Below are 18,437 nucleotides of genomic sequence, written 5' to 3' on the forward strand. Positions count from 1 at the left end.
TCGAGGCCGCGCCGCTTGAAAGATCAGAGCGTGCCGTTGCGCTGCTGGATCATCATGAAGGTGTCGAAGGTGTATTCCGACAGCTGCGCCCAGAGATACGCGTCGCGCTTGAAGGCCAGCTGGTTGTCGTAGATTTCCTTGAAGGTGGCGTTCTCGGCGGAAATTTCACCATAGACCTCCTTCGCCGAATCGTAGGAGGCCTGCATGATTTCCTGGCTGAACGCCCTCAGCTGCGCGCCCTGGTCGACGAGCCGCCGGATTGCCGGCGGGTTCTTGTTGTCGTAGGAGGCCAGCATGTCGCCATTCGTCGCCTGGGCGGCGGTCCTCAGCAGCGACTGGTACTTCTCCGGCAGGCCGTCATACTTCTCCTTGTTGATGAAGACGGCGACGGTCGGGCCGCCCTCCCACCAGCCGGGATAGTAGTAGTAGGGCGCGACCTTCACGAAGCCGAGCTTCTCGTCGTCATAGGGGCCGACCCATTCGGCGCCGTCGATGACGCCCTTTTCCAGCGACGGATAGATGTCGCCGCCGGCGATCTGCTGCGGCACGACGCCGAGCTTCGACATGATCCGCCCGGCAAGGCCGGCGATCCGGAACTTCAGACCCTTCAGGTCCTCGAGGGTGTTGATTTCCTTGCGGAACCAGCCACCCATCTGGACGCCGGTGTTGCCGGCCGGGAAACCGACGAAGCCCTGGGTGGCGTAGAACTTGTTCATCAGGTCGATGCCGCCACCATAATAGTGCCAGGCATTGGTCTGGCGGGCGTTGAGGCCGAAGGGAATGGCCGCGCCCATGGCATAGGTGACGTCCTTGCCGACGTAGTAATACGGGACGGTATGGCACATCTCGACGGTGCCGGACGACACAGCATCGGCCGCCTGCAGGCCCGGAACGATCTCACCGGCGGCAAAGACCTGAATGTCGAAATTCCCGTCGGTCGCCTCGCGCACGTATTTCGCGATGGTCTCGCCGCCGCCATAGATGGTGTCGAGCGATTTCGGGAACGACGAGGTCAGGCGCCAGGTGATCTTCTGGTTTTCCTGCGCGATGGCCGGCGCGGCGAGCGTCGAGGCGGCGGCTGCGCCGGCGCCGATACCCGCCTTGGTGATGAATGAACGACGATCCAAAGTGATACTCCTCCCAAGTGTCGGTGCCCCCGGCCTCCCCGGCGCGAAGGGTGTCTTGCGGCTCCATCCGTCCCGCCGCAGCCTTCGTGTTTAGCTTTGTGAGCCGCTGTTGGAAAGAAGCTGCGGGATCAATCGCCGCGGGTATTTAACGCAGCGGACTTTCGGCGGCCGCGCGTCCGGGCTATTTCCCGCCGATCGAACGCAACAAGAGCGCCAAGATGCCTGCCTCTTCCCCTCTCGTCGCTGTGCCGGCCGACATTCGCGACTTTGCCAACTATCGCTGGCACGCGAGCCCGGACACCTATCTGAAGGCGCTGGTCGGGGTCGCCGGCACGACGCCGGTCATCGTGCCGGCCATGGCGGGCGAGATCGACCTTGCCGCCATACTCGAGCGCGTCGACGGGGTGATGACGACGGGCTCGGCCTCGAACGTTCATCCCGGGCGCTACGGCGTCGCCCCGAGCCCCTCCTTCGAGCCCTACGATCCGGACCGCGACGACCTGACCGCGAGGCTGATCGAGGAGAGCGTCGGGCGCGGCCTGCCGCTGCTCGCCATCTGCCGGGGCCATCAGGAGCTGAACGTCGCCTTCGGCGGGACGCTGGCGACCGAGATCCAGGAGATCGACGGTCGCATGGACCACCGCGCCATCACCCATGAGGACCAGCGCGAGCGCTATGCGACCCGCCACGACGTGGCGGTGGCGGATGGCGGGCTGCTCGCAACGATCGTCGGCGCCGGTCCGATCAAGGTGAATTCGCTGCATCGCCAGGCCATCGACCGGCTCGGCGACGGCCTTCGCGTCGAGGCCAGCGCGCCGGACGGCACCATCGAGGCGGTTTCGGTCGAAGGCGCCAAAGCCTTCGCACTCGGGGTCCAGTGGCATCCGGAGTTCTGGGCGACGAGCGACGCACCTTCGGCGGCGATCTTCGAGGCCTTCGGCGCCGCCTGCCGGGCCCATCGCGACGCCCGCGGGCGAAGCTGACCGCGCCCGCCACCGGACGCAGCGAAAGCATCAATCGCTGGCGGTGTCAGACCCCGCAACTCACGCGAATTCGGGAAACAGCGCTGTCCGCGCGGCCTGCCAGGTCTCTTCGCTGCAGGCGGCGATCAGCGTCCCGTCCCGGTCATTCGGGGTGTAGGGCGAGCCGTCGGCCTTGGCGATGTGGCCGCCGGCCTCTGCGGTGATCAGGCATCCGGGCAGATGATCCCAGGGCATCAGCTTGGAATAGACGGAGAACTGCGAACCGCCCGAAGCGAGCAGCCGATACTCCTGGCCGGCGCAGCGGAAGTTCGCGGCGATCTTCACCCCGGCAAGCCGCGGCAGCAGCGCCGTCTTCTGCGCCTCGGGGAAATAGGTGTAGCTGATGAAGCCGACAGCCTCCGCCATCGGCTGATGCCCGGCGGTCTTCAGAGCAACCTCCTCACCAGAGCCGAGCCGCCGGCGCGCGCCGGCGCCCTGTTCGGCCAGCATGCAGTCGTCGCCGAGCGGATCATAGATCAGCCCCGCCACCGTCTCGCCCTTCGAGACGACGGCCGCCATCACCGCAAACAGCGGCACGCCGGTGGCGAAATTCGCCGTGCCGTCCACCGGATCGACGATGACGGCGAGATCGGCCTCCTGCAGCCGATCGAGGAGTGCCGGATCGGCCGCGACCGATTCCTCGCCGACGAACAGCGCACCCGGCAGAAGGCTCCGGCATTCCCGGGCGATGAAGCGCTCGGCCGCCTCGTCGGCCTCGGTGACGAGATCCGTCGCCGAGGTCTTCTGCCGGATGTCGCCGTCGGCAAGGTTACGGAACCGCGGCATGATCTCCGCCTTCGCCGCCTCGCGCAGGAGGTCGGCAAGGCGGGAGACGTCGATGGCTGTCGTCAATGGTCTGGTCCTTGCGCTTGATCGGATTCGGCGTGATGCGGGTGCAGCCCCTCTTCATCATGCTTCAATGACAACCCGGCGAAATCGAACAGGCCGGGATCGACGAGATGGCCAGGCCGAACATTTCCCAGCGCTCGCATCATCACGCTCTTGCGGCCCGGATAGCGGCTCTCGATCTCGTTCAACATCTGCTTGGTGAGATTGCGCTGCAGCCCGTCCTGGCTACCGCAAAGGTCGCAGGGGATGATCGGAAAGCGCATCGCCGCGGCGAAGCGTTCGAGATCGCTCTCGGCCGACTGGATCAGCGGGCGCAGCACGAAGAGGTCGCCCTCATCATTGACGAGCTTTGCCGGCATTGCCGACAGCCGGCCGCCATGCAGGAGATTCATGAAGAAGGTCTCGAGGCAGTCGTCCCGGTGATGGCCGAGGACCAGCGCCTCGCAGCCCTCCTCGCGGGCAATGCGATAGAGATGGCCTCGCCGCAGGCGCGAACAGAGCGCGCAATAGGTGGCGTTCTCCGGCAGCTTTTCGGTGACGACCGAATAGGTATCGCGATATTCGATCCGGTGGGGGATACCGTTCGCCTTCAGCCATTCCGGCAGGACGTGTTTCGGAAAGTTCGGCTGGCCCTGGTCGAGATTGCAGGCGAGAAGGTCGACCGGCAGGAGGCCGCGCCACTTCAGATCTTGGAGCAGCGCCAGGAGCGCGTAGGAATCCTTGCCGCCGGAGATCGCCACCAGCCAGCGCGAGCCGGGCCGGACCATGGCGAAACGCTCGATCGTCTCGCGCATCTCGCGGACGAGTCGCTTGCGCAGCTTCTTGAAACCGATCGTCGAGGGAACGTCGCGAAACAGCGGATGGCCACCCTCGCCCGGATCGCCGTCATCGGGGCTGCCGCCCGGTCCGGCGTCCGCGATCACGGTCTTGGTCTCTTCTGCCTCGAGCATGCCTCACCTCGCCACAATCCGAGGCCGGTTTAGAAGGTCGGGCAGGAAAACGGAAGGGCGTCGAGGCCGGGGGCGCCGACCGAATGATTTCAGCCCTTCGGACCTTTATATGCCGAAGTCGAAGCGCGTTCAGGACGATACTTCCTGTCGAGATAGGCGAATGCCAGCACGGCAAGAGCGCTGAGCGGCAGGATCGAATAGACGATCAGCTGAGCAAGTGTCATCGGTCGAGCACCTTTAACTCGCGTTGCGCAAAGAAATGTAATGCTACAGCGAGTGCCAGGCAAACCGCTGCGACCAGAAGAAGACCGAAAGCGGTCTCCGTGGAGAGGACGGCATCGCTGACGACGCGCGTCGTCGGCGCCAGTGTTCCGACGGCAAAGGTGGCGACGGATATGCCGTTCAACCAGTTGGCCCGCAGCTTCACCCGCTCCCGCACGGCTTCGGTCATAGGCGGCCGTTCTCCGTGAAGTTCGGCCTCTTCGCACATGTGACCTACTCGCTCCCCGCAGAGTACGAAATTCAGCGGAGCTTATCAAAATGCTGCAGTCGGCATAGCCGGCCCCACAACGAAAAAGGCCGCCCCGAGGGACGGCCTTCGCATGGTCTCGAAACGCGGATCGGATGATCAGCGCGAGTAGAACTCGACCACCAGGTTCGGCTCCATCTGCACGGCGTAGGGAACGTCGTGGAGGCCCGGAACCCGGGTGAAGGTCGCGACCATCTTGTGGTGGTCGGCGTCGATGTAGTCAGGCACGTCGCGCTCGGCGAGCTGCGTGGCCTCGATCACCGCGACGTTCTGCTTGGACTTCTCGCGAACCTCGATCACGTCGCCCGGCTTGCAGACATAGGACTGGATGTTGGTCCGCACGCCGTTGACGTTGACATGGCCGTGATTGACGAACTGGCGGGCGGCGAACACCGTCGGCACGAATTTCGCGCGGTAGACGATGGCGTCGAGCCGGCTCTCCAGGAGGCCGATCAGGTTCTCCGAGGTATCGCCCTTGCGGCGGGCGGCCTCGTCATAGATCTTGCGGAACTGCTTCTCGCGAATGTCGCCGTAATAGCCCTTCAGCTTCTGCTTGGCGCGCAGCTGAATGCCGAAGTCGCTGACCTTGCCCTTGCGGCGCTGGCCGTGCTGGCCGGGGCCGTACTGGCGGCGATTCACCGGGGACTTCGGACGTCCCCAGATGTTTTCGCCCATGCGGCGGTCGATCTTGTATTTCGCGGATGTGCGCTTGGTCATCGCATTTCCTTTTGACAAAACGACAAGGCCCGCGGTCGCCCGCAGGCCGGTCCAGGAAACGCGCCCTCCTCTGCCCTTGCGGACTGACAGAGTAGCGTGGGCACAGACCGACGCCACTCACGGGACACGTTGAAAACCGGCCAGAGCGAGAGGCTCCGGCCGGCTGGCGGGCTTGTTAGTATGGCTGGATCGGCCTGTCAACTCGCGAGCGATCCGTATGAAGGCTCAGTACTTGGCGATGACCCAGACGGCATGGACGATGCCGGGGATGTAGCCGAACAGCGTCAGGATGATGTTGATCCAGAAATGCTTGCCGAAGCCGACCTGCAGGAAGACGCCGACCGGCGGCAGGATGATGGCGATGATGATGCGGACGAGATCCATAGGCGATGGGGCTCCGTGAAAAGGGTTCCGACCTAAACGGGAAAGGCCGGCGGCCGTTCCGAGACAGGGTGGAAGGCCGCGCTTTCGCCATTTCGCCCGTGCATGGGAGGATGGAGAACGGCTCGCCGGCGGAGCGCCGTTAATGCCTATCGGCAATTCGAGGAACACGTGATGACACGACAAATCTTTGGTCTCGGAGCGCTGTTTCTCGCGGCCGGCCTCGTGGCAGCCGGTCCGGGCATCGCCGCGCCGGACTATTTCTCCCGCTTCGACGGCACGTGGAGCGGCGGCGGCCGGGTGAAGGTCAAGCAGTTGCCCTCGCCGACCGACGTCTCCTGCAACGTCTCCGGCACTCGCAATTCGCAGCGCTCCTTCACCATTGCCGGACGCTGCCGCGCCATGGTCCTGCTCAGCCGCGAGATCGCCGCGCGGCTCACCTACGATCCCGGCGCCAGGCTCTATCGCGGCACCTATACCGGCTCGACCAGCGGCCCGGCGACGCTCGCCGGACGGCTGAAGGGCAGCACGCTGGACCTCAGGGTCAAATGGGCGAAGAAGATCTATGACGACGACGTCGCCCGCATGGTGATCCGCAACGACGGTCGCGGCGCCTTCACCATGCAGACGATCGAGAAGATCAACGGCAAGAACGTCGTCGTCTCGGACCTGACGTTCCGCGGCGGCTGAGGCCCGTCGCAACGCTTGACGTCGCATTTTTCGGAGAAGCCGGAGCCAGGATGACCGACACGCATGGCATATTCGCGCCGGGGATCGCGGCCACGATCAGCGCCGACGGCGCCGAACTCGTCAGTCTGAGGGCCGATGCTGCCGGCGAGCTTCTCTGGCAGGCAGGTCCCGAATGGCCCCGGCATGCGCCGGTTCTATTTCCGACGGTCGGCAGGCTCAAGGGTGACGTCCTGCGCCACGACGGGCGGCAATATCCGATGGGTCAGCATGGCTTTGCCCGCGACCGCCGTTTCGAATGGATCGAGCGCGGCAGCGACCGGGCATCCCTTCGGCTCACCGAGGACGAGGAAAGCCTCGATCGCTTCCCCTTCGCCTTCGTCCTCGACATGATCTATGCCGCCGCCGATGGCCGGCTGACGGTGACGACGCGGGTCGGCAATCCGGGCAGGACGATGCTTCCCTGCGGCGTCGGCGCCCATCCGGGCTTTCGCTGGCCGCTCGTCGACGGCGTTGAGAAATCCGCCCACGCGATCGAATTCGAGATGACGGAGACGGGATCCGCACGGTCCGTCGTCGGCGGCCTGCTGGGCGCGGAAAAGCCGCTGCCCTTCGACGGCAGATCCCTGCCACTCGACGAGGCGCTGTTTGCCAGCGATGCCCTGGTGATGCCGGGCGTCGCCAGCCGAAGCCTCAGCTACGTCGCAAACGACGCAGGCGGCGGACGCGTCGCCAGCCTCGATTTCAGCTGGCAGGGATACAAGGACCTCGGCATCTGGTCGAAGCCGGGCGGCGCGCCGTTCCTCTGCATCGAACCATGGTACGGCATGGCGAGCCCGGCCGACTGGGACGGCGAATTTGCTGAGAAGCCCGGCATATTGCAGCTTGCGCCGGGCGAGGTGCGGGAGATGAGCTGGAGCGTGCGTCCCGTCTTCGGCGCAGAGCCTGGCAATTCCTGACCGACCATCGCGAGCTTCATCACGGCGGCTGCGTCACCGGGCCTCACGCCGGCAGGATGCCGCCTTCGGTTGCCAGTCCGAAGCCCTGCATCAGCCGGCGCGTCACCGCGTCTGCCCTCCCCGAGGTGAACACCGCAACGTCGTCGTGCCGTCCGACCGGCGCGTCTGACGCGATCCGCGGCAGGATCGACAGCGCCCGGCGGGCGATCGCCTCGGCCGGGTCGAGCCAGTCCACCGGCCAGGGCGCCATCTTGCGCATGCGATTGACGACGAAGGGATAGTGGGTGCAGGCGAGCACCACGATGTCGGTGCGCCTGCCGTCCTTCTCGACGAAGCATGGAGCGATCTCGGCGCTGACCGCAGATTCTTCCACGGAGCCGTGGCGCATATAGGTCTCGGCGAGCGCCGCCAGGCTGACGCTGCCGACCAGCGTCACCTCGCATTTCGTCGCCCATTGCTCGATCAGGTCGCGGGTATATTGCCGCTTCACCGTGCCGGGTGTCGCCAGCACCGAGACGAGGCCGGAGCGCGTGCGTTCCGCCGCCGGCTTGATCGCCGGCACGGTGCCGACGAAGGTCATCTGCGGATAGGCGGCGCGCAAGGCTTCGAGGGCGAGCGTCGAAGCGGTGTTGCAGGCGATCAGGCAGGCGATCGGATCATGGATCGCGATGAGCTCGCCGAAGAGGTCGACGAGGCGCTCGCGCAGCGCCGGTTCCTCCCAGTTGCCATAGGGAAAGGCGGCGTCGTCGACGACGTAGACGAAGCGCCGCTCCGGCATCAGTACCCGGGCCTCGCGCAGCACCGTCAGTCCTCCGATGCCGCTGTCGAGCACGAGCAGGGGACGGTCGTCATAGGCCGCATCGCTCACTCGCCGCCCTCCCCGGTCTTCGCCCCGCCGCCATCAGCCAGCCGTCCCGACTCATGGTCGAAGGCCTTGACGACGCCGCGCAGGGTGCGGACTTCCGGCTCGGAAAAGGCGGCCTTGGTGAGCATCGTCCTGAGGTTCTGCGTCAGCACCTCGCGCTTCGCCTCGGGGAAGAAATAGCCGGCCCGATCGAGCGAAGCCTCGAGATGCTCGAACAGGCGGAAGAGATCGGCCTTCAGCGCCGGCGGCGGCACCTTGGCCTCGAAGCGCGGCGACAGGTCGCCCTCCTTGCCGGCCACCTGAAAGGCATAGCTCATCAGAAGCACGGCCTGGGCGATGTTGAGCGAGGCGAAATTCGGATCGACCGGGAAGGTGACGATCTCGTCGGCGAGGCCGACCTCGTGATTGTTGAGGCCCCAGCGCTCGCGGCCGAAGAGGATGCCGGTCGCTTCGCCCAGCCCAATCCGGCGCTTGAGATCCTGTGCCGCCTCCTCCGGCCCGCGCACCGGCTTGAAACTGTCGCGCGGCCTCGCCGTCGTCGCGAGGACGAAGTTGAGGTCGGCCGTCGCTGCTTCGACGGTGTCGAACAGCCGCACCGCGTCGATCACATGGTCGGCGCGTGAGGCGGCCGCCCGGGCCTTGTCGCTCGGCCAGCCGTCGCGCGGATTGACGAGGCGAAGATCGGTGAGCGAAAAATTCGCCATGGCCCTTGCGACCATGCCGATATTCTCGCCGAGCTGCGGCTCGACGAGCACGATGGCCGGGCCGCTGTCCTCACGCGTGGCGTCGTTCAAGGCTAGACTCCTATGCCGACGGCGCGCATCGGCGGCTGGCGCCGCTTCATCGCCCCGGCGCGTTTCGAACCGGCTGGATAGCGCGTCGCCATCGCCCGGCCAAGCCGCAGGCGATGATCGCTCCGGCCGAGGCCCGGCCAGTGGAGCGAATTCGACATTTGGGTCCCGGCCGAAGTGAGCTTTGCATCAAATGTCGGAATCGAACCGCTAGATGGCAAATCCATCGACGCCCTGCCAGTTCATCCGCTGCAGCGCTTCGGGATCCGGCACGACGGCGTCGGTCTCGTTGAAGATCATCGTCAGGCGCTGGTCGGTGCGATAGGCGGGCCAGCCCTCGTCCGGCCTGCCGTCGCGCACGAAGCTCAGCCAGTGCCGACGCATGCGCTCGGCGAGAAGCTGGCGCCGGCCATCCGGCAGCACGCCGAGATAGGCGGACCGGAAGGGCTTCAGGAAATCCTCGAAGATCAGCGGCAGGTCGACGGAATGGGTGGCTCCGAGCCGCGACAGGAGGCCCTTGGCCTCCCAGTCGAGCCGGTAGAAATAGACCGGCGAGCCCCGCGCAGCCTCGGCATCGGCAAAGGCGATCGACGGCATGCGGAAGATCAGGTCGGTGCCGAAGGCGATGCGGCCCTTGCGGTCGTCCTCGTAGAGATGGGCGATCCGCTCTGCGGCTGCCCGGCCGGAAAAATGCTCCACCATGCCGGAAAGCGCCGCCTTATCCGCTTCGATCGGCAACAGCGGCAGCCCGATGAAGAAGGAGAATTCGTCGCGATTCGTGCCGATGAGCAGCGGCACCGGCTTCGCCGTCACCGCCAGATCGCCCGGCGCCTCAGCCACGAGTTCGGTTCCGTCGACATAGGGCCGCGAGATGACGCCGGTGTGGTCGGTCACCGCTTCGGCCGCCGCCTCGTGAAGCGCTCTCGGCGTCAGCGTGAAGAGACGCTCACGATCATCGCCGAGCCCCATCCCGCCGGCGAGCAGCGAAGCGACCTCACGCGCACGCTCGCGCCCATAGAAGAGGTTGAGTGCCCCGGACTGCATGATCGCTCGGTGATAATAGGGCTTGGAGCCCTCGGTCACGAGGTGCCAGGCGACCGAGACCGAGCCGGCGGATTCGCCGGCGATCGTCACCCGGTCCGGATCGCCGCCGAAGGCCGCGACATTGTCGCGGACCCAGCGGAGCGCCAGCCGCTGGTCGAGCAGCCCGGCATTCGCCACGAATCGCTCGTCGCCCGGAAAGAGCTCGGCGAACGGATTGAAGCCGATCAACCCGAGCCGGTAGTTCATCGTCACCACGACGACGTCGCCCCGTCGGGCGAGATCGTCGCCGGGATATTGTTCGCCCGCGCCGAGGATGAAGCCGCCGCCATGGATGAAGACGAGGACCGGCCGATTGCCGGTCACCTCCGGCGTCCAGACATTCAGCGACAGGCAGTCCTCGCTATAGTGGCGATGGGAGCCGATCAGCCTTGCCAGCGGCGCCGGCAAGAGCGAGCGCTGCGGCGCCGCCGCGCCATATTCGAAGGCTTCGAAGGGTTCGGCGAAGGGTGCCCGTGGGAAAGGCGCGGCATAGCGGCGCTCGCCGACCGGCGCCTCGCCATAGGGAATGCCCAGAAACCGCACGACGCCGTCCCGCCGCTGGCCGACGAGACGGCCGCAGGCCGCCTCGATCTCAACCTTTTCCACCATCTGGCCGTCCCGAAATCCGGTGTCCGCCCGCCCTTCGATGCCGCGCTGCATCAAACTCGGCGGCCCGTCGCTTTGCGTCCGCCATGACGGGTGTTATAGGGCCGGGCAATGGATCCCGCGCATCCGTTCGTGGCAGGGCCTCCGTCCCCGCCGGACTTTTATCCCAAGGAAGGCACCAATGGCAAAGATCAAGGTCGCAAACCCGGTCGTTGAACTCGATGGCGACGAGATGACCCGGATCATCTGGGACTTCATCAAGCAGAAGCTGATCCATCCCTATCTCGACATCGACCTTGAATATTACGACCTCGGCGTCGAGCACCGCGACGCCACCGACGACCAGGTGACGGTCGATGCCGCCAATGCCATCAAGCGCCACGGCGTCGGCGTCAAATGCGCGACGATCACCCCGGACGAGGCTCGCGTCGAGGAATTCGGCCTGAAGAAGATGTGGCGCTCGCCGAACGGCACGATCCGCAACATCCTCGGCGGCGTCATCTTCCGCGAGCCGATCATCATGAAGAACGTGCCGCGCCTCGTCCCCGGCTGGACCAAGCCGATCATCGTCGGCCGCCACGCCTATGGCGACCAGTACCGCGCCACCGACTTCCGCTTTCCGGGCAAGGGCAAGCTGACGATCAAGTTCGTCGGCGAGGACGGTGAGACCATCGAGCACGACGTCTTCGACGCGCCGGCCTCCGGCGTCGCCATGGCGATGTACAATCTCGACGAGTCGATCAAGGACTTCGCCCGGGCGTCGTTCAACTATGCCCTGCAGCGCGGCGTGCCCTGCTATCTCTCGACCAAGAATACCATCCTCAAAGCCTATGACGGCCGTTTCAAGGACCTCTTCCAGGAGATCTTCGACGCCGAGTTCAAGAGCGACTTCGACGCCAAGAAGATCACATATGAGCACCGGCTGATCGACGACATGGTCGCCGCCTCGCTGAAGTGGTCGGGCGGATATGTCTGGGCCTGCAAGAACTACGACGGCGACGTCCAGTCCGACATCGTCGCGCAGGGCTTCGGCTCGCTCGGCCTGATGACGTCGGTGCTGATGACGCCGGACGGCCAGACCGTCGAGGCCGAGGCCGCCCACGGCACCGTCACGCGGCACTATCGCCAGCATCAGAAGGGCGAGCAGACTTCGACCAATTCGATCGCCTCGATCTTCGCCTGGACCCGCGGCCTCGCCCATCGCGCCAAGCTCGACGACAACGACGACCTGGCGGAATTTGCCCAGAAGCTCGAGAAGGTCTGCATCGCGACGGTCGAAAGCGGCTTCATGACCAAGGACCTCGCCTTGCTGATCGGCCCGGACCAGCCCTGGCTCACCACCAACGGCTTCCTCGACAAGGTCGACGAGAACCTCAAGAAGGCGATGGCTTCGTAAGCAGCCTGCAGCGTTCCTGTTAGAGTGGAGCCCGGCGCGATCCGAATCGTGCCGGGCTTTTCACTTTGAAGGGATGCGAACGCCATGACACACAGGAGCCGTCTCGGCTGTATTGTCGTCGACTGCCAGAGTGAGGAGCTTCACGGTGCCCTCGCCTTCTGGTCCGGCTTGTTCGGCTGTTCCGGCAAGGTCGACGAAGACGGCAAATATGCCGTCCTCACAATGCCGAGCGGCGAGCCGAAGGTCCTGATCCAGGCGGTCGATCACGCCCCTCGCGTCCATCTAGACATCGAGACCGACGATCAGGAGGCCGAGGCCCGCCGGCTCGAAGCCCTCGGGGCGAAGCGCATCGGGCCGGTGAAGTCTTGGATCGTCATGGAAGCGCCGACCGGCCATCGCTTCTGCCTCGTCGGCCCGCAGCGCCAGGATTTCGACGACAAGGCGACGCGGTTCGAGAGCTGATTCAGCCCTGCATCGCCGCCTCGACCGCCGCGATCGCCTCGCCGGCCTTGCCGGCCTCGGGCCCACCGGCCTGCGCCATGTCCGGCCGGCCACCACCACCCTTGCCGCCGATCGCGGCGCTGGCCGCGCGGACCAGCGTCACCGCGTCGAAACGCGCCGTCAGATCCTCGGTGACGCCGACCACTACCGAGGCCTTGCCGTCGGCGGCCGCGACGAAGGCCACGACGCCGGAGCCGATCTGCGCCTTGGTCTCGTCGACGAGACCCTTCAGATCCTTCGGCGAGACGCCATCGAGAACCCGTCCGACGAATGAGACACCGGCCACCTCCTTCGGGGCCGAACCGGACGACGCGCCGCCGCCATCGCCGGCGAGCGCAAGCTTCTTCTTCGCCTCGGTGAGTTCACGCTCCAGCCGCCGCCGCTCCTCGACGATCGCGTCGAGCCGGTCGGCCACGTCGCTCTGGCTGACCTTCAGCGCCGCCGCCATGCGGCGCACCCGCTGATCCTGCTCGAGAAGGTGGGCCCTTGCCGCATCGCCGGTGAGCGCCTCGACCCGCCTGACGCCCGCCGCAACGCCGCCCTCGGCGACGACATGGACGAGGCCGATGTCGCCGGTGGCGCGCACATGGGTGCCGCCGCAGAGCTCGATCGAATAGGGCTTGCCGGCCTTCTCGCCTTCCTCGGCCGTCCCCATCGAGACGACCCGCACCTCATCGCCGTATTTCTCGCCGAACAGCGCCATCGCGCCCGACGCGATCGCATCGTCGACGGCCATCAGCCGCGTCTCCACCGGGGCGTTCTGCAGGACGACGGCATTGGCGAGCCGCTCGACCTCGGCGATCTCGCCGGCCTCGATGGGCTTCGGATGCGAAAAGTCGAAGCGCAGCCGGTCCGGCGCCACCATCGAGCCCTTCTGCGCCACGTGGCTGCCGAGCACCTCGCGCAGCGCCTCGTGGAGGAGATGGGTCGCCGAATGGTTGGCGCGGATATGGGTGCGGCGGCGATGGTCGACCTCGAGGTCGAGCGGCATGCCGACCGCGACCTTGCCGCGCGTCACCTTCGCCCGGTGGACGAACAGCCCCTCGGCGAATTTCCGGGTATCGGTCACCGCGATCTCGACGCCCTCGCCGCGCATCGTCCCGGTGTCGCCGAGCTGGCCGCCGGATTCGCCATAGAAGGGCGTCTGGTTGACGATGACCGAGATCTCCTCGCCCTCGCCCGCTTCCTTCACCTCGGCGCCGTCCTTGACCAGCGCGACGACGGCCCCCTCCGCCCGCTCGGTGTCGTAGCCGAGGAACTCCGTCGGCCCGACCCGTTCGCGGATCGGATACCAGACATTCTCGGAGGCCGCCTCGCCGGAGCCCGCCCAGCTTGCCCGCGCCTCGGCCTTCTGGCGGGCCATCGCGGTGTTGAAAGTATCGAGATCGACCTCGATGCCGCGCTGGCGCAGCGCATCCTGGGTGAGATCGAGCGGGAAGCCATAGGTGTCGTAGAGCTTGAAGGCCGTCTCGCCGGACAGGCGCTCGCCGGACGACATTCCCTCCGTCGCCTCGGAGAGGAGCGTAAGGCCGCGATCGAGGGTCAGCAGAAAGCGCTTTTCCTCGAGCTTCAGCGTCTCGGAAATCAGCGCCTCGGCCCGCCCGAGTTCCGGATAGGCCCGTCCCATCTCGGCGACGAGGGTCGGCACCAGACGGTAGAGCACCGGTTCCTGCGCGCCCAGCATCCGGGCATGGCGCATGGCGCGGCGCATGATCCGCCGCAGCACGTAGCCGCGGCCCTCGTTCGACGGCAGGACGCCGTCGGCGATCAGGAACGCCGTCGCCCGCAGGTGATCGGCGATCACCCGGTGGCTGGCGACCTTGTCGCCCACCGCCTCGGAGCCGATCGCATGTTCGACGGCGCCGATCAGGGTGCGGAAGAGATCGGTCTCGTAGTTGGAATGCACCCCTTGCAGGATCGCGGCCATCCGTTCGAGGCCCATGCCGGTGTCGATCGACGGGCGCGGCAGGTCGAGCCGCGTCTCGGCGTCGACCTGGTCGAACTGCATGAAGACGAGGTTCCAGAATTCCAGGAACCGGTCGCCATCCTCGTCGGCGCTGCCCGGAGGTCCGCCGAAGACGCTCTCGCCTTGGTCGAAGAAGATCTCCGAGCAAGGGCCGCAGGGACCGGTCTCGCCCATCGTCCAGAAATTGTCCGAGGTCGGGATGCGGATGATGCGGTCGTCGGAGAGGCCGGCGATCTTCTTCCACAGCGCCGCCGCATCGTCGTCCTCGGAAAAGACCGTGACTAGCAGGCGGTGCTTCGGCAGACCGAATTCCTTGGTCGAAAGATTCCAGGCGAGCTCGATCGCCCGCTCCTTGAAATAGTCGCCGAAGGAAAAATTCCCCAGCATCTCGAAGAAGGTATGGTGGCGCGCGGTATAGCCGACATTGTCGAGATCGTTGTGCTTGCCGCCGGCACGTACGACCTTCTGCGCGGTGGTGGCACGGCTGTAGGGCCGCTTCTCGACGCCGGTGAAGACGTTCTTGAACTGCACCATGCCGGCATTGGTGAACATCAGGGTCGGGTCGTTGCGCGGCACCAGCGGCGACGACGCAACCCGCTCGTGCCCGTTCTTCTCGAAATATTCGAGAAAAGCCGACCGGATTTCATTGACGCCACTCATGAGCGAGACCTTCGCGAGACATTGCGGAAAGAAGCCGCCGGCATCCTCTTCCAGTTCGAGCCACCGGCCAAGCCGTGGCCTTTTACAAAGGCCGGTCTGCCGTGTCCATCGGGCCGGCCTCGCGACAGCCCGCCACGCCGACCAGCAGCGTTCTGCCAGGCCGGATCCGCAACGATCGCGGGAAAGCGCACCCTCGAACCGGGCGCGCCTTTTCCGATCAGTCCTCCGAGACGTCCTCGTCGCGGTCGTCGCCCAGCAGCTGATCGGCGATCAGCCCGGCATTCTGGCGGATCGACGCCTCGATCTCGGCGGCGACGGCCGGATTGTCACGCAGGAAGCTCTTGGCGTTCTCGCGCCCCTGCCCCAGCCGCTGCGAATTGTAGGAGAACCAGGCGCCGGACTTCTCGACGATCCCCGACTTGACGCCGAGGTCGATCAGCTCGCCGGTCTTCGAAACGCCCTCGCCATACATGATGTCGAATTCGACCAGCTTGAAGGGCGGCGCCAGCTTGTTCTTGACCACCTTGACCTTGGTCTGGTTGCCGGTGACCTCGTCGCGATCCTTGATTGAGCCGATACGGCGGATGTCGAGCCGGACCGAGGAATAGAACTTCAGCGCGTTGCCGCCGGTGGTCGTCTCGGGCGAGCCGAACATCACGCCGATCTTCATGCGGATCTGGTTGATGAAGATGACCATGCATTTGGAGCGGGAGATCGAGCCGGTGAGCTTGCGCAGCGCCTGGCTCATCAGACGGGCCTGCATGCCGGGCAGCGAATCGCCCATCTCGCCTTCGATCTCGGCCCGCGGCGTCAGCGCCGCCACCGAATCGACGACCAGCACGTCGATGGCGCCGGAGCGCACCAGCGTATCGACGATCTCCAGCGCCTGTTCGCCGGTATCGGGCTGGGAGATCAGCAGATTCTCGAGATCGACGCCAAGCTTGCGGGCATAGACCGGATCGAGCGCGTGCTCGGCATCGACGAAAGCGCAGATGCCGCCCTTCTTCTGGGCCTCGGCCACGGTGTGCAGCGCCATCGTCGTCTTGCCGGAGCTTTCCGGCCCGTAGATCTCGACGATCCGGCCCTTCGGCAGGCCGCCGACACCGAGCGCGATATCGAGCCCGAGCGAGCCGGTCGAAACCGTCTCGACCTCGACCAGCTTCTCGTTCTGGCCGAGCCGCATGATCGAGCCCTTGCCGAAGGCGCGTTCGATCTGCGACAGAGCCGCATCGAGTGCCTTGTTCTTGTCCAACGAATTATCCTCGACGAGACGGAGAGCATTTTGTGCCATGGTGACGAGACCTTATTTCACGCGCCAGTAAGGGGTGCAACATGCGATGTCCTGCAATCCATGTACCTTCTTTGTTCTCTTTTGGCAAGGCCGTGATCGTGTTTTGTTCTCGTGGCCGAATCGCTTGCCCGGCCGTCGATTGATGAAGAAGTGATGAACGTCCCGACGAATGCCGGCAGCTTTCCGCGCTTCCTGGTTCTCGGCGGCGCCCATGTCGATCGCCGGGCCAAGGCGGACGGGCCCTTCCACCCGGGCGCCTCGAACCCCGGCAGCCTCTCCGACATGCCCGGCGGCGCCGCTTTCAACGCCGCGCTGGCGCTGCGTGGCCTCGGCTGCCCGGTGGGCATCGTCAGCGTCCGCGGCGGTGACGACGACGGCCGCCGCATTGCCGGCGCCATCGAAACGGCCGGCATTGCGGATCTCAGCGCCACCTTCCTCGACCGGCGGACCGCCACCTATTTGGCCGTGCTCGACGATCATGGCGAGCTCGTCGCCGGTATCGCCGACATGGCCATCTACGATCGCCTCGGCCCGAAATTTCTGAAGCGGAAGAGCATTCGCGACGCGCTCGGCGAGGCCGACGCGCTGATCCTCGACGCCAATCTGCCGACCGAGACGCTCGTCGCCGCGCTGGAGGGGGCCGAAGACCGTCCGGTCGCGGCGATCGGCGTCTCGCCGGCCAAGGTCCGCCGGCTCCTCCCGGTGATCCCCTCGCTCGCGGCCCTGTTCCTGTCGCGGGCCGAGGCGGCGAGCCTTGCCGAGGTCACCGTCATGACCAAGCTCTCGCTGATCTGCGAGATCGTCGGTGAACTCGGCGCGCGCCGCGCGGTGATTTCCGACGGCGGCCTTGATGCGGCGATTCTCGACGGCGACGAGCGCCTCTATCAGCGCCCGCCGGTGGTCCGCCCGCGGGACGTCACCGGCGCCGGCGACACGCTGGCGGCGGTGACGTTTCACGCCCTGCTCGGCGGCGGGAGTTTCGTCGAAAGCGCCCGCCGGGGCATCGCCGCCGCATCGCTGCGGATCGCCTCGGACGTCTTCCCGCCGGACGATCTCTCGGCAGACATCGAGCGGCTCGCAGGGCAGCTGGCGCCCGCCACCACGGAGACCTGACGTGACCACCGCCACCAGCCCCGTTGCGCCGTCACCCGCCGTCGCGGCGGCGAAAGCCGCCGGCAAACCGATCGTGGCGCTCGAATCGACCATCGTCACCCATGGCATGCCCTACCCCGCCAATCTCGAGACGGCCCTCGCCGTCGAGGCGTTGGTGCGCGCAACCGGCGCCGAGCCGGCGACGATCGCGGTGATCGACGGTGTCCTGCGCGTCGGCCTTACCGAGGAGGAACTCGCCGCCCTTGCACGCGCCGATGACTTGATGAAGCTGTCGCGGGCCGATCTCGCTTATGCCGTGGCAGGAGGCCACACCGGCTCGACGACGGTCGCGGCGACGATGATCGCGGCGAAGGCCGCCGGCATCTCAGTCTTTGCCACGGGTGGCATCGGCGGGGTGCATCGCGGCGGCGAGACGAGCCTCGACATCTCCGCCGATCTCGAAGAACTCGCCCGCACCGGCGTGATCGTCGTCTCGGCGGGGGCCAAGGCGATCCTCGATATCGGCCGCACGCTCGAATATCTCGAGACCAAGGGCGTCCCGGTGGTCGCCTATCGCAGCGATGCGCTGCCGGCCTTCTGGACGCGCGATTCGGGATACGCGGCGCCGCTGCGGCTCGACGATGCCGCCGCGATCGCCAGATTCCAGCAGACCCGCGAGGCGCTCGGCATCGATGGCGGCATGCTGGTCGCCAATCCGATCGACGAGGGGCATGCCGTTTCCCGCGAGACGGTGGAGGGCTGGATCGAGCGCGCCCTGGCCGACGCGGCCGCCCGCGGCATTGCCGGCAAGGCGGTGACGCCCTTTCTTCTCGGCCGCATCGTCGAGCTCAGCGACGGCCGCTCGCTCGAAGCGAACATCGCCCTCGTCAAATCCAATGCCAGGCTCGCCGGAGAGATCGCCGTCGCACTCACGTGACCCGACGGTCCGCGCCTCTTTGATGCCT

19 protein-coding genes are annotated in these 18,437 nt (G+C 66.2%); 7 read left to right on the top strand and 12 right to left on the bottom strand.

Features of this window, described 5'->3' with window-relative positions:
* Nucleotides 1–23 precede the first annotated feature (23 nt).
* On the bottom strand, nt 24–1,127 hold the full coding sequence (locus tag E3C22_RS18535) for a TRAP transporter substrate-binding protein (protein ID WP_134763370.1): 1,104 nt from the start codon (nt 1,125–1,127) through the stop codon (nt 24–26).
* Between the two features lie 218 nt (nt 1,128–1,345).
* Between E3C22_RS18535 and E3C22_RS18540 the strand changes: the two genes are divergently transcribed.
* Entirely contained in the window at nt 1,346–2,110 is a 765-nt protein-coding gene (locus E3C22_RS18540; protein ID WP_134763371.1) for a gamma-glutamyl-gamma-aminobutyrate hydrolase family protein, read from the top strand.
* 60 nt (nt 2,111–2,170) lie between these two features.
* Here E3C22_RS18540 and E3C22_RS18545 read toward each other — a convergent pair whose 3' ends face one another.
* From E3C22_RS18545 to E3C22_RS18565, 6 genes are all read right to left on the bottom strand, one after another.
* On the bottom strand, nt 2,171–3,001 hold the full coding sequence (locus E3C22_RS18545) for an inositol monophosphatase family protein (protein ID WP_134763372.1): 831 nt from the start codon (nt 2,999–3,001) through the stop codon (nt 2,171–2,173).
* Nucleotides 2,998–3,948: a tRNA 2-thiocytidine(32) synthetase TtcA gene (ttcA, locus tag E3C22_RS18550; RefSeq protein WP_134763373.1), complete on the bottom strand. Its 951-nt coding sequence runs from the start codon at nt 3,946–3,948 to the stop codon at nt 2,998–3,000. Before ttcA ends, E3C22_RS18545 begins: the two co-directional genes overlap by 4 nt.
* Before the next feature lie 89 nt (nt 3,949–4,037).
* Nucleotides 4,038–4,172 carry a hypothetical protein gene (locus E3C22_RS24920; RefSeq protein WP_280987957.1) on the bottom strand — a complete coding sequence of 45 codons (135 nt, stop codon included), beginning with the start codon at nt 4,170–4,172 and terminating at the stop codon, nt 4,038–4,040.
* Nucleotides 4,169–4,399 carry an amino acid transporter gene (locus E3C22_RS18555; RefSeq protein ID WP_134763374.1) on the bottom strand — a complete coding sequence of 77 codons (231 nt, stop codon included), beginning with the start codon at nt 4,397–4,399 and terminating at the stop codon, nt 4,169–4,171. Before E3C22_RS18555 ends, E3C22_RS24920 begins: the two co-directional genes overlap by 4 nt.
* 177 nt (nt 4,400–4,576) lie before the next feature.
* Nucleotides 4,577–5,194, bottom strand: a complete 618-nt coding sequence (rpsD, locus tag E3C22_RS18560) for a 30S ribosomal protein S4 (protein WP_134763375.1) — start codon at nt 5,192–5,194, stop codon at nt 4,577–4,579.
* 225 nt (nt 5,195–5,419) lie between these two features.
* The gene (locus E3C22_RS18565) at nt 5,420–5,578 is read right to left on the bottom strand and encodes a YqaE/Pmp3 family membrane protein (protein WP_134763376.1); all 159 of its coding nucleotides are present in this window, start codon (nt 5,576–5,578) and stop codon (nt 5,420–5,422) included.
* Between the two features lie 171 nt (nt 5,579–5,749).
* Between E3C22_RS18565 and E3C22_RS18570 the strand changes: the two genes are divergently transcribed.
* Nucleotides 5,750–6,265 carry a hypothetical protein gene (locus tag E3C22_RS18570; protein ID WP_134763377.1) on the top strand — a complete coding sequence of 172 codons (516 nt, stop codon included), beginning with the start codon at nt 5,750–5,752 and terminating at the stop codon, nt 6,263–6,265.
* 50 nt (nt 6,266–6,315) lie between these two features.
* Nucleotides 6,316–7,221 carry an aldose 1-epimerase family protein gene (locus E3C22_RS18575; RefSeq protein WP_134763378.1) on the top strand — a complete coding sequence of 302 codons (906 nt, stop codon included), beginning with the start codon at nt 6,316–6,318 and terminating at the stop codon, nt 7,219–7,221.
* Nucleotides 7,222–7,264: 43 nt separating this feature from the next.
* On the opposite strand, the gene murI is transcribed toward E3C22_RS18575, so the two are convergent.
* The 3 genes from murI to E3C22_RS18590 all read right to left on the bottom strand — a co-directional run bounded on the left by murI (nt 7,265) and on the right by E3C22_RS18590 (nt 10,569).
* Nucleotides 7,265–8,089, bottom strand: coding sequence for a glutamate racemase (gene murI / locus E3C22_RS18580; RefSeq protein ID WP_134763379.1), 825 nt, complete (start codon nt 8,087–8,089; stop codon nt 7,265–7,267).
* On the bottom strand, nt 8,086–8,880 hold the full coding sequence (locus tag E3C22_RS18585; RefSeq protein ID WP_245515065.1) for an RNA methyltransferase: 795 nt from the start codon (nt 8,878–8,880) through the stop codon (nt 8,086–8,088). Before E3C22_RS18585 ends, murI begins: the two co-directional genes overlap by 4 nt.
* Before the next feature lie 207 nt (nt 8,881–9,087).
* Nucleotides 9,088–10,569 carry a carboxylesterase/lipase family protein gene (locus E3C22_RS18590; protein ID WP_245515066.1) on the bottom strand — a complete coding sequence of 494 codons (1,482 nt, stop codon included), beginning with the start codon at nt 10,567–10,569 and terminating at the stop codon, nt 9,088–9,090.
* Between the two features lie 178 nt (nt 10,570–10,747).
* Here E3C22_RS18590 and E3C22_RS18595 point away from each other — a divergent pair, with 178 nt between their 5' ends.
* Complete coding sequence (locus tag E3C22_RS18595; RefSeq protein ID WP_134763381.1) at nt 10,748–11,962, top strand: NADP-dependent isocitrate dehydrogenase; 1,215 nt, start codon at nt 10,748–10,750, stop codon at nt 11,960–11,962.
* An 84-nt stretch (nt 11,963–12,046) separates the two neighbouring features.
* Nucleotides 12,047–12,424, top strand: a complete 378-nt coding sequence (locus tag E3C22_RS18600) for a VOC family protein (protein WP_134763382.1) — start codon at nt 12,047–12,049, stop codon at nt 12,422–12,424.
* A gap of 1 nt (nt 12,425) precedes the next feature.
* On the opposite strand, the gene alaS is transcribed toward E3C22_RS18600, so the two are convergent.
* The gene (gene alaS / locus E3C22_RS18605) at nt 12,426–15,089 is read right to left on the bottom strand and encodes an alanine--tRNA ligase (RefSeq protein WP_134763383.1); all 2,664 of its coding nucleotides are present in this window, start codon (nt 15,087–15,089) and stop codon (nt 12,426–12,428) included.
* A gap of 217 nt (nt 15,090–15,306) precedes the next feature.
* Nucleotides 15,307–16,380 carry a recombinase RecA gene (gene recA, locus E3C22_RS18610; RefSeq protein WP_134763384.1) on the bottom strand — a complete coding sequence of 358 codons (1,074 nt, stop codon included), beginning with the start codon at nt 16,378–16,380 and terminating at the stop codon, nt 15,307–15,309.
* Nucleotides 16,381–16,533: 153 nt separating this feature from the next.
* On the opposite strand from recA, the gene E3C22_RS18615 reads away from it, so the two are divergent.
* Together E3C22_RS18615 and E3C22_RS18620 are read left to right on the top strand one after the other, a co-directional pair.
* Nucleotides 16,534–17,493, top strand: a complete 960-nt coding sequence (locus E3C22_RS18615) for a carbohydrate kinase family protein (protein ID WP_134763385.1) — start codon at nt 16,534–16,536, stop codon at nt 17,491–17,493.
* Between the two features lies 1 nt (nt 17,494).
* The gene (locus E3C22_RS18620; RefSeq protein WP_134763386.1) at nt 17,495–18,409 is read left to right on the top strand and encodes a pseudouridine-5'-phosphate glycosidase; all 915 of its coding nucleotides are present in this window, start codon (nt 17,495–17,497) and stop codon (nt 18,407–18,409) included.
* Nucleotides 18,410–18,437 lie beyond the last annotated feature (28 nt).

It is taken from the genome of Jiella endophytica (assembly GCF_004519335.1).
GTDB lineage: Bacteria > Pseudomonadota > Alphaproteobacteria > Rhizobiales > Rhizobiaceae > Jiella > Jiella endophytica.

What these genes read in the sequence shown, in the direction of transcription:
- E3C22_RS18575 (WP_134763378.1), top strand. Translation starts at nt 6,316, where the DNA reads ATGACCGACACGCATGGCATATTCGCGCCGGGGATCGCGGCCACGATC.
- E3C22_RS24920 (WP_280987957.1), bottom strand. Translation starts at nt 4,172, where the DNA reads ATGACACTTGCTCAGCTGATCGTCTATTCGATCCTGCCGCTCAGCGCT.
- E3C22_RS18595 (WP_134763381.1), top strand. Translation starts at nt 10,748, where the DNA reads ATGGCAAAGATCAAGGTCGCAAACCCGGTCGTTGAACTCGATGGCGAC.
- E3C22_RS18540 (WP_134763371.1), top strand. Translation starts at nt 1,346, where the DNA reads ATGCCTGCCTCTTCCCCTCTCGTCGCTGTGCCGGCCGACATTCGCGAC.
- E3C22_RS18570 (WP_134763377.1), top strand. Translation starts at nt 5,750, where the DNA reads ATGACACGACAAATCTTTGGTCTCGGAGCGCTGTTTCTCGCGGCCGGC.
- E3C22_RS18615 (WP_134763385.1), top strand. Translation starts at nt 16,534, where the DNA reads ATGAACGTCCCGACGAATGCCGGCAGCTTTCCGCGCTTCCTGGTTCTC.
- alaS (WP_134763383.1), bottom strand. Translation starts at nt 15,089, where the DNA reads ATGAGTGGCGTCAATGAAATCCGGTCGGCTTTTCTCGAATATTTCGAG.
- recA (WP_134763384.1), bottom strand. Translation starts at nt 16,380, where the DNA reads ATGGCACAAAATGCTCTCCGTCTCGTCGAGGATAATTCGTTGGACAAG.
- ttcA (WP_134763373.1), bottom strand. Translation starts at nt 3,948, where the DNA reads ATGCTCGAGGCAGAAGAGACCAAGACCGTGATCGCGGACGCCGGACCG.
- E3C22_RS18555 (WP_134763374.1), bottom strand. Translation starts at nt 4,399, where the DNA reads ATGACCGAAGCCGTGCGGGAGCGGGTGAAGCTGCGGGCCAACTGGTTG.
- rpsD (WP_134763375.1), bottom strand. Translation starts at nt 5,194, where the DNA reads ATGACCAAGCGCACATCCGCGAAATACAAGATCGACCGCCGCATGGGC.
- E3C22_RS18600 (WP_134763382.1), top strand. Translation starts at nt 12,047, where the DNA reads ATGACACACAGGAGCCGTCTCGGCTGTATTGTCGTCGACTGCCAGAGT.
- E3C22_RS18590 (WP_245515066.1), bottom strand. Translation starts at nt 10,569, where the DNA reads ATGGTGGAAAAGGTTGAGATCGAGGCGGCCTGCGGCCGTCTCGTCGGC.
- E3C22_RS18565 (WP_134763376.1), bottom strand. Translation starts at nt 5,578, where the DNA reads ATGGATCTCGTCCGCATCATCATCGCCATCATCCTGCCGCCGGTCGGC.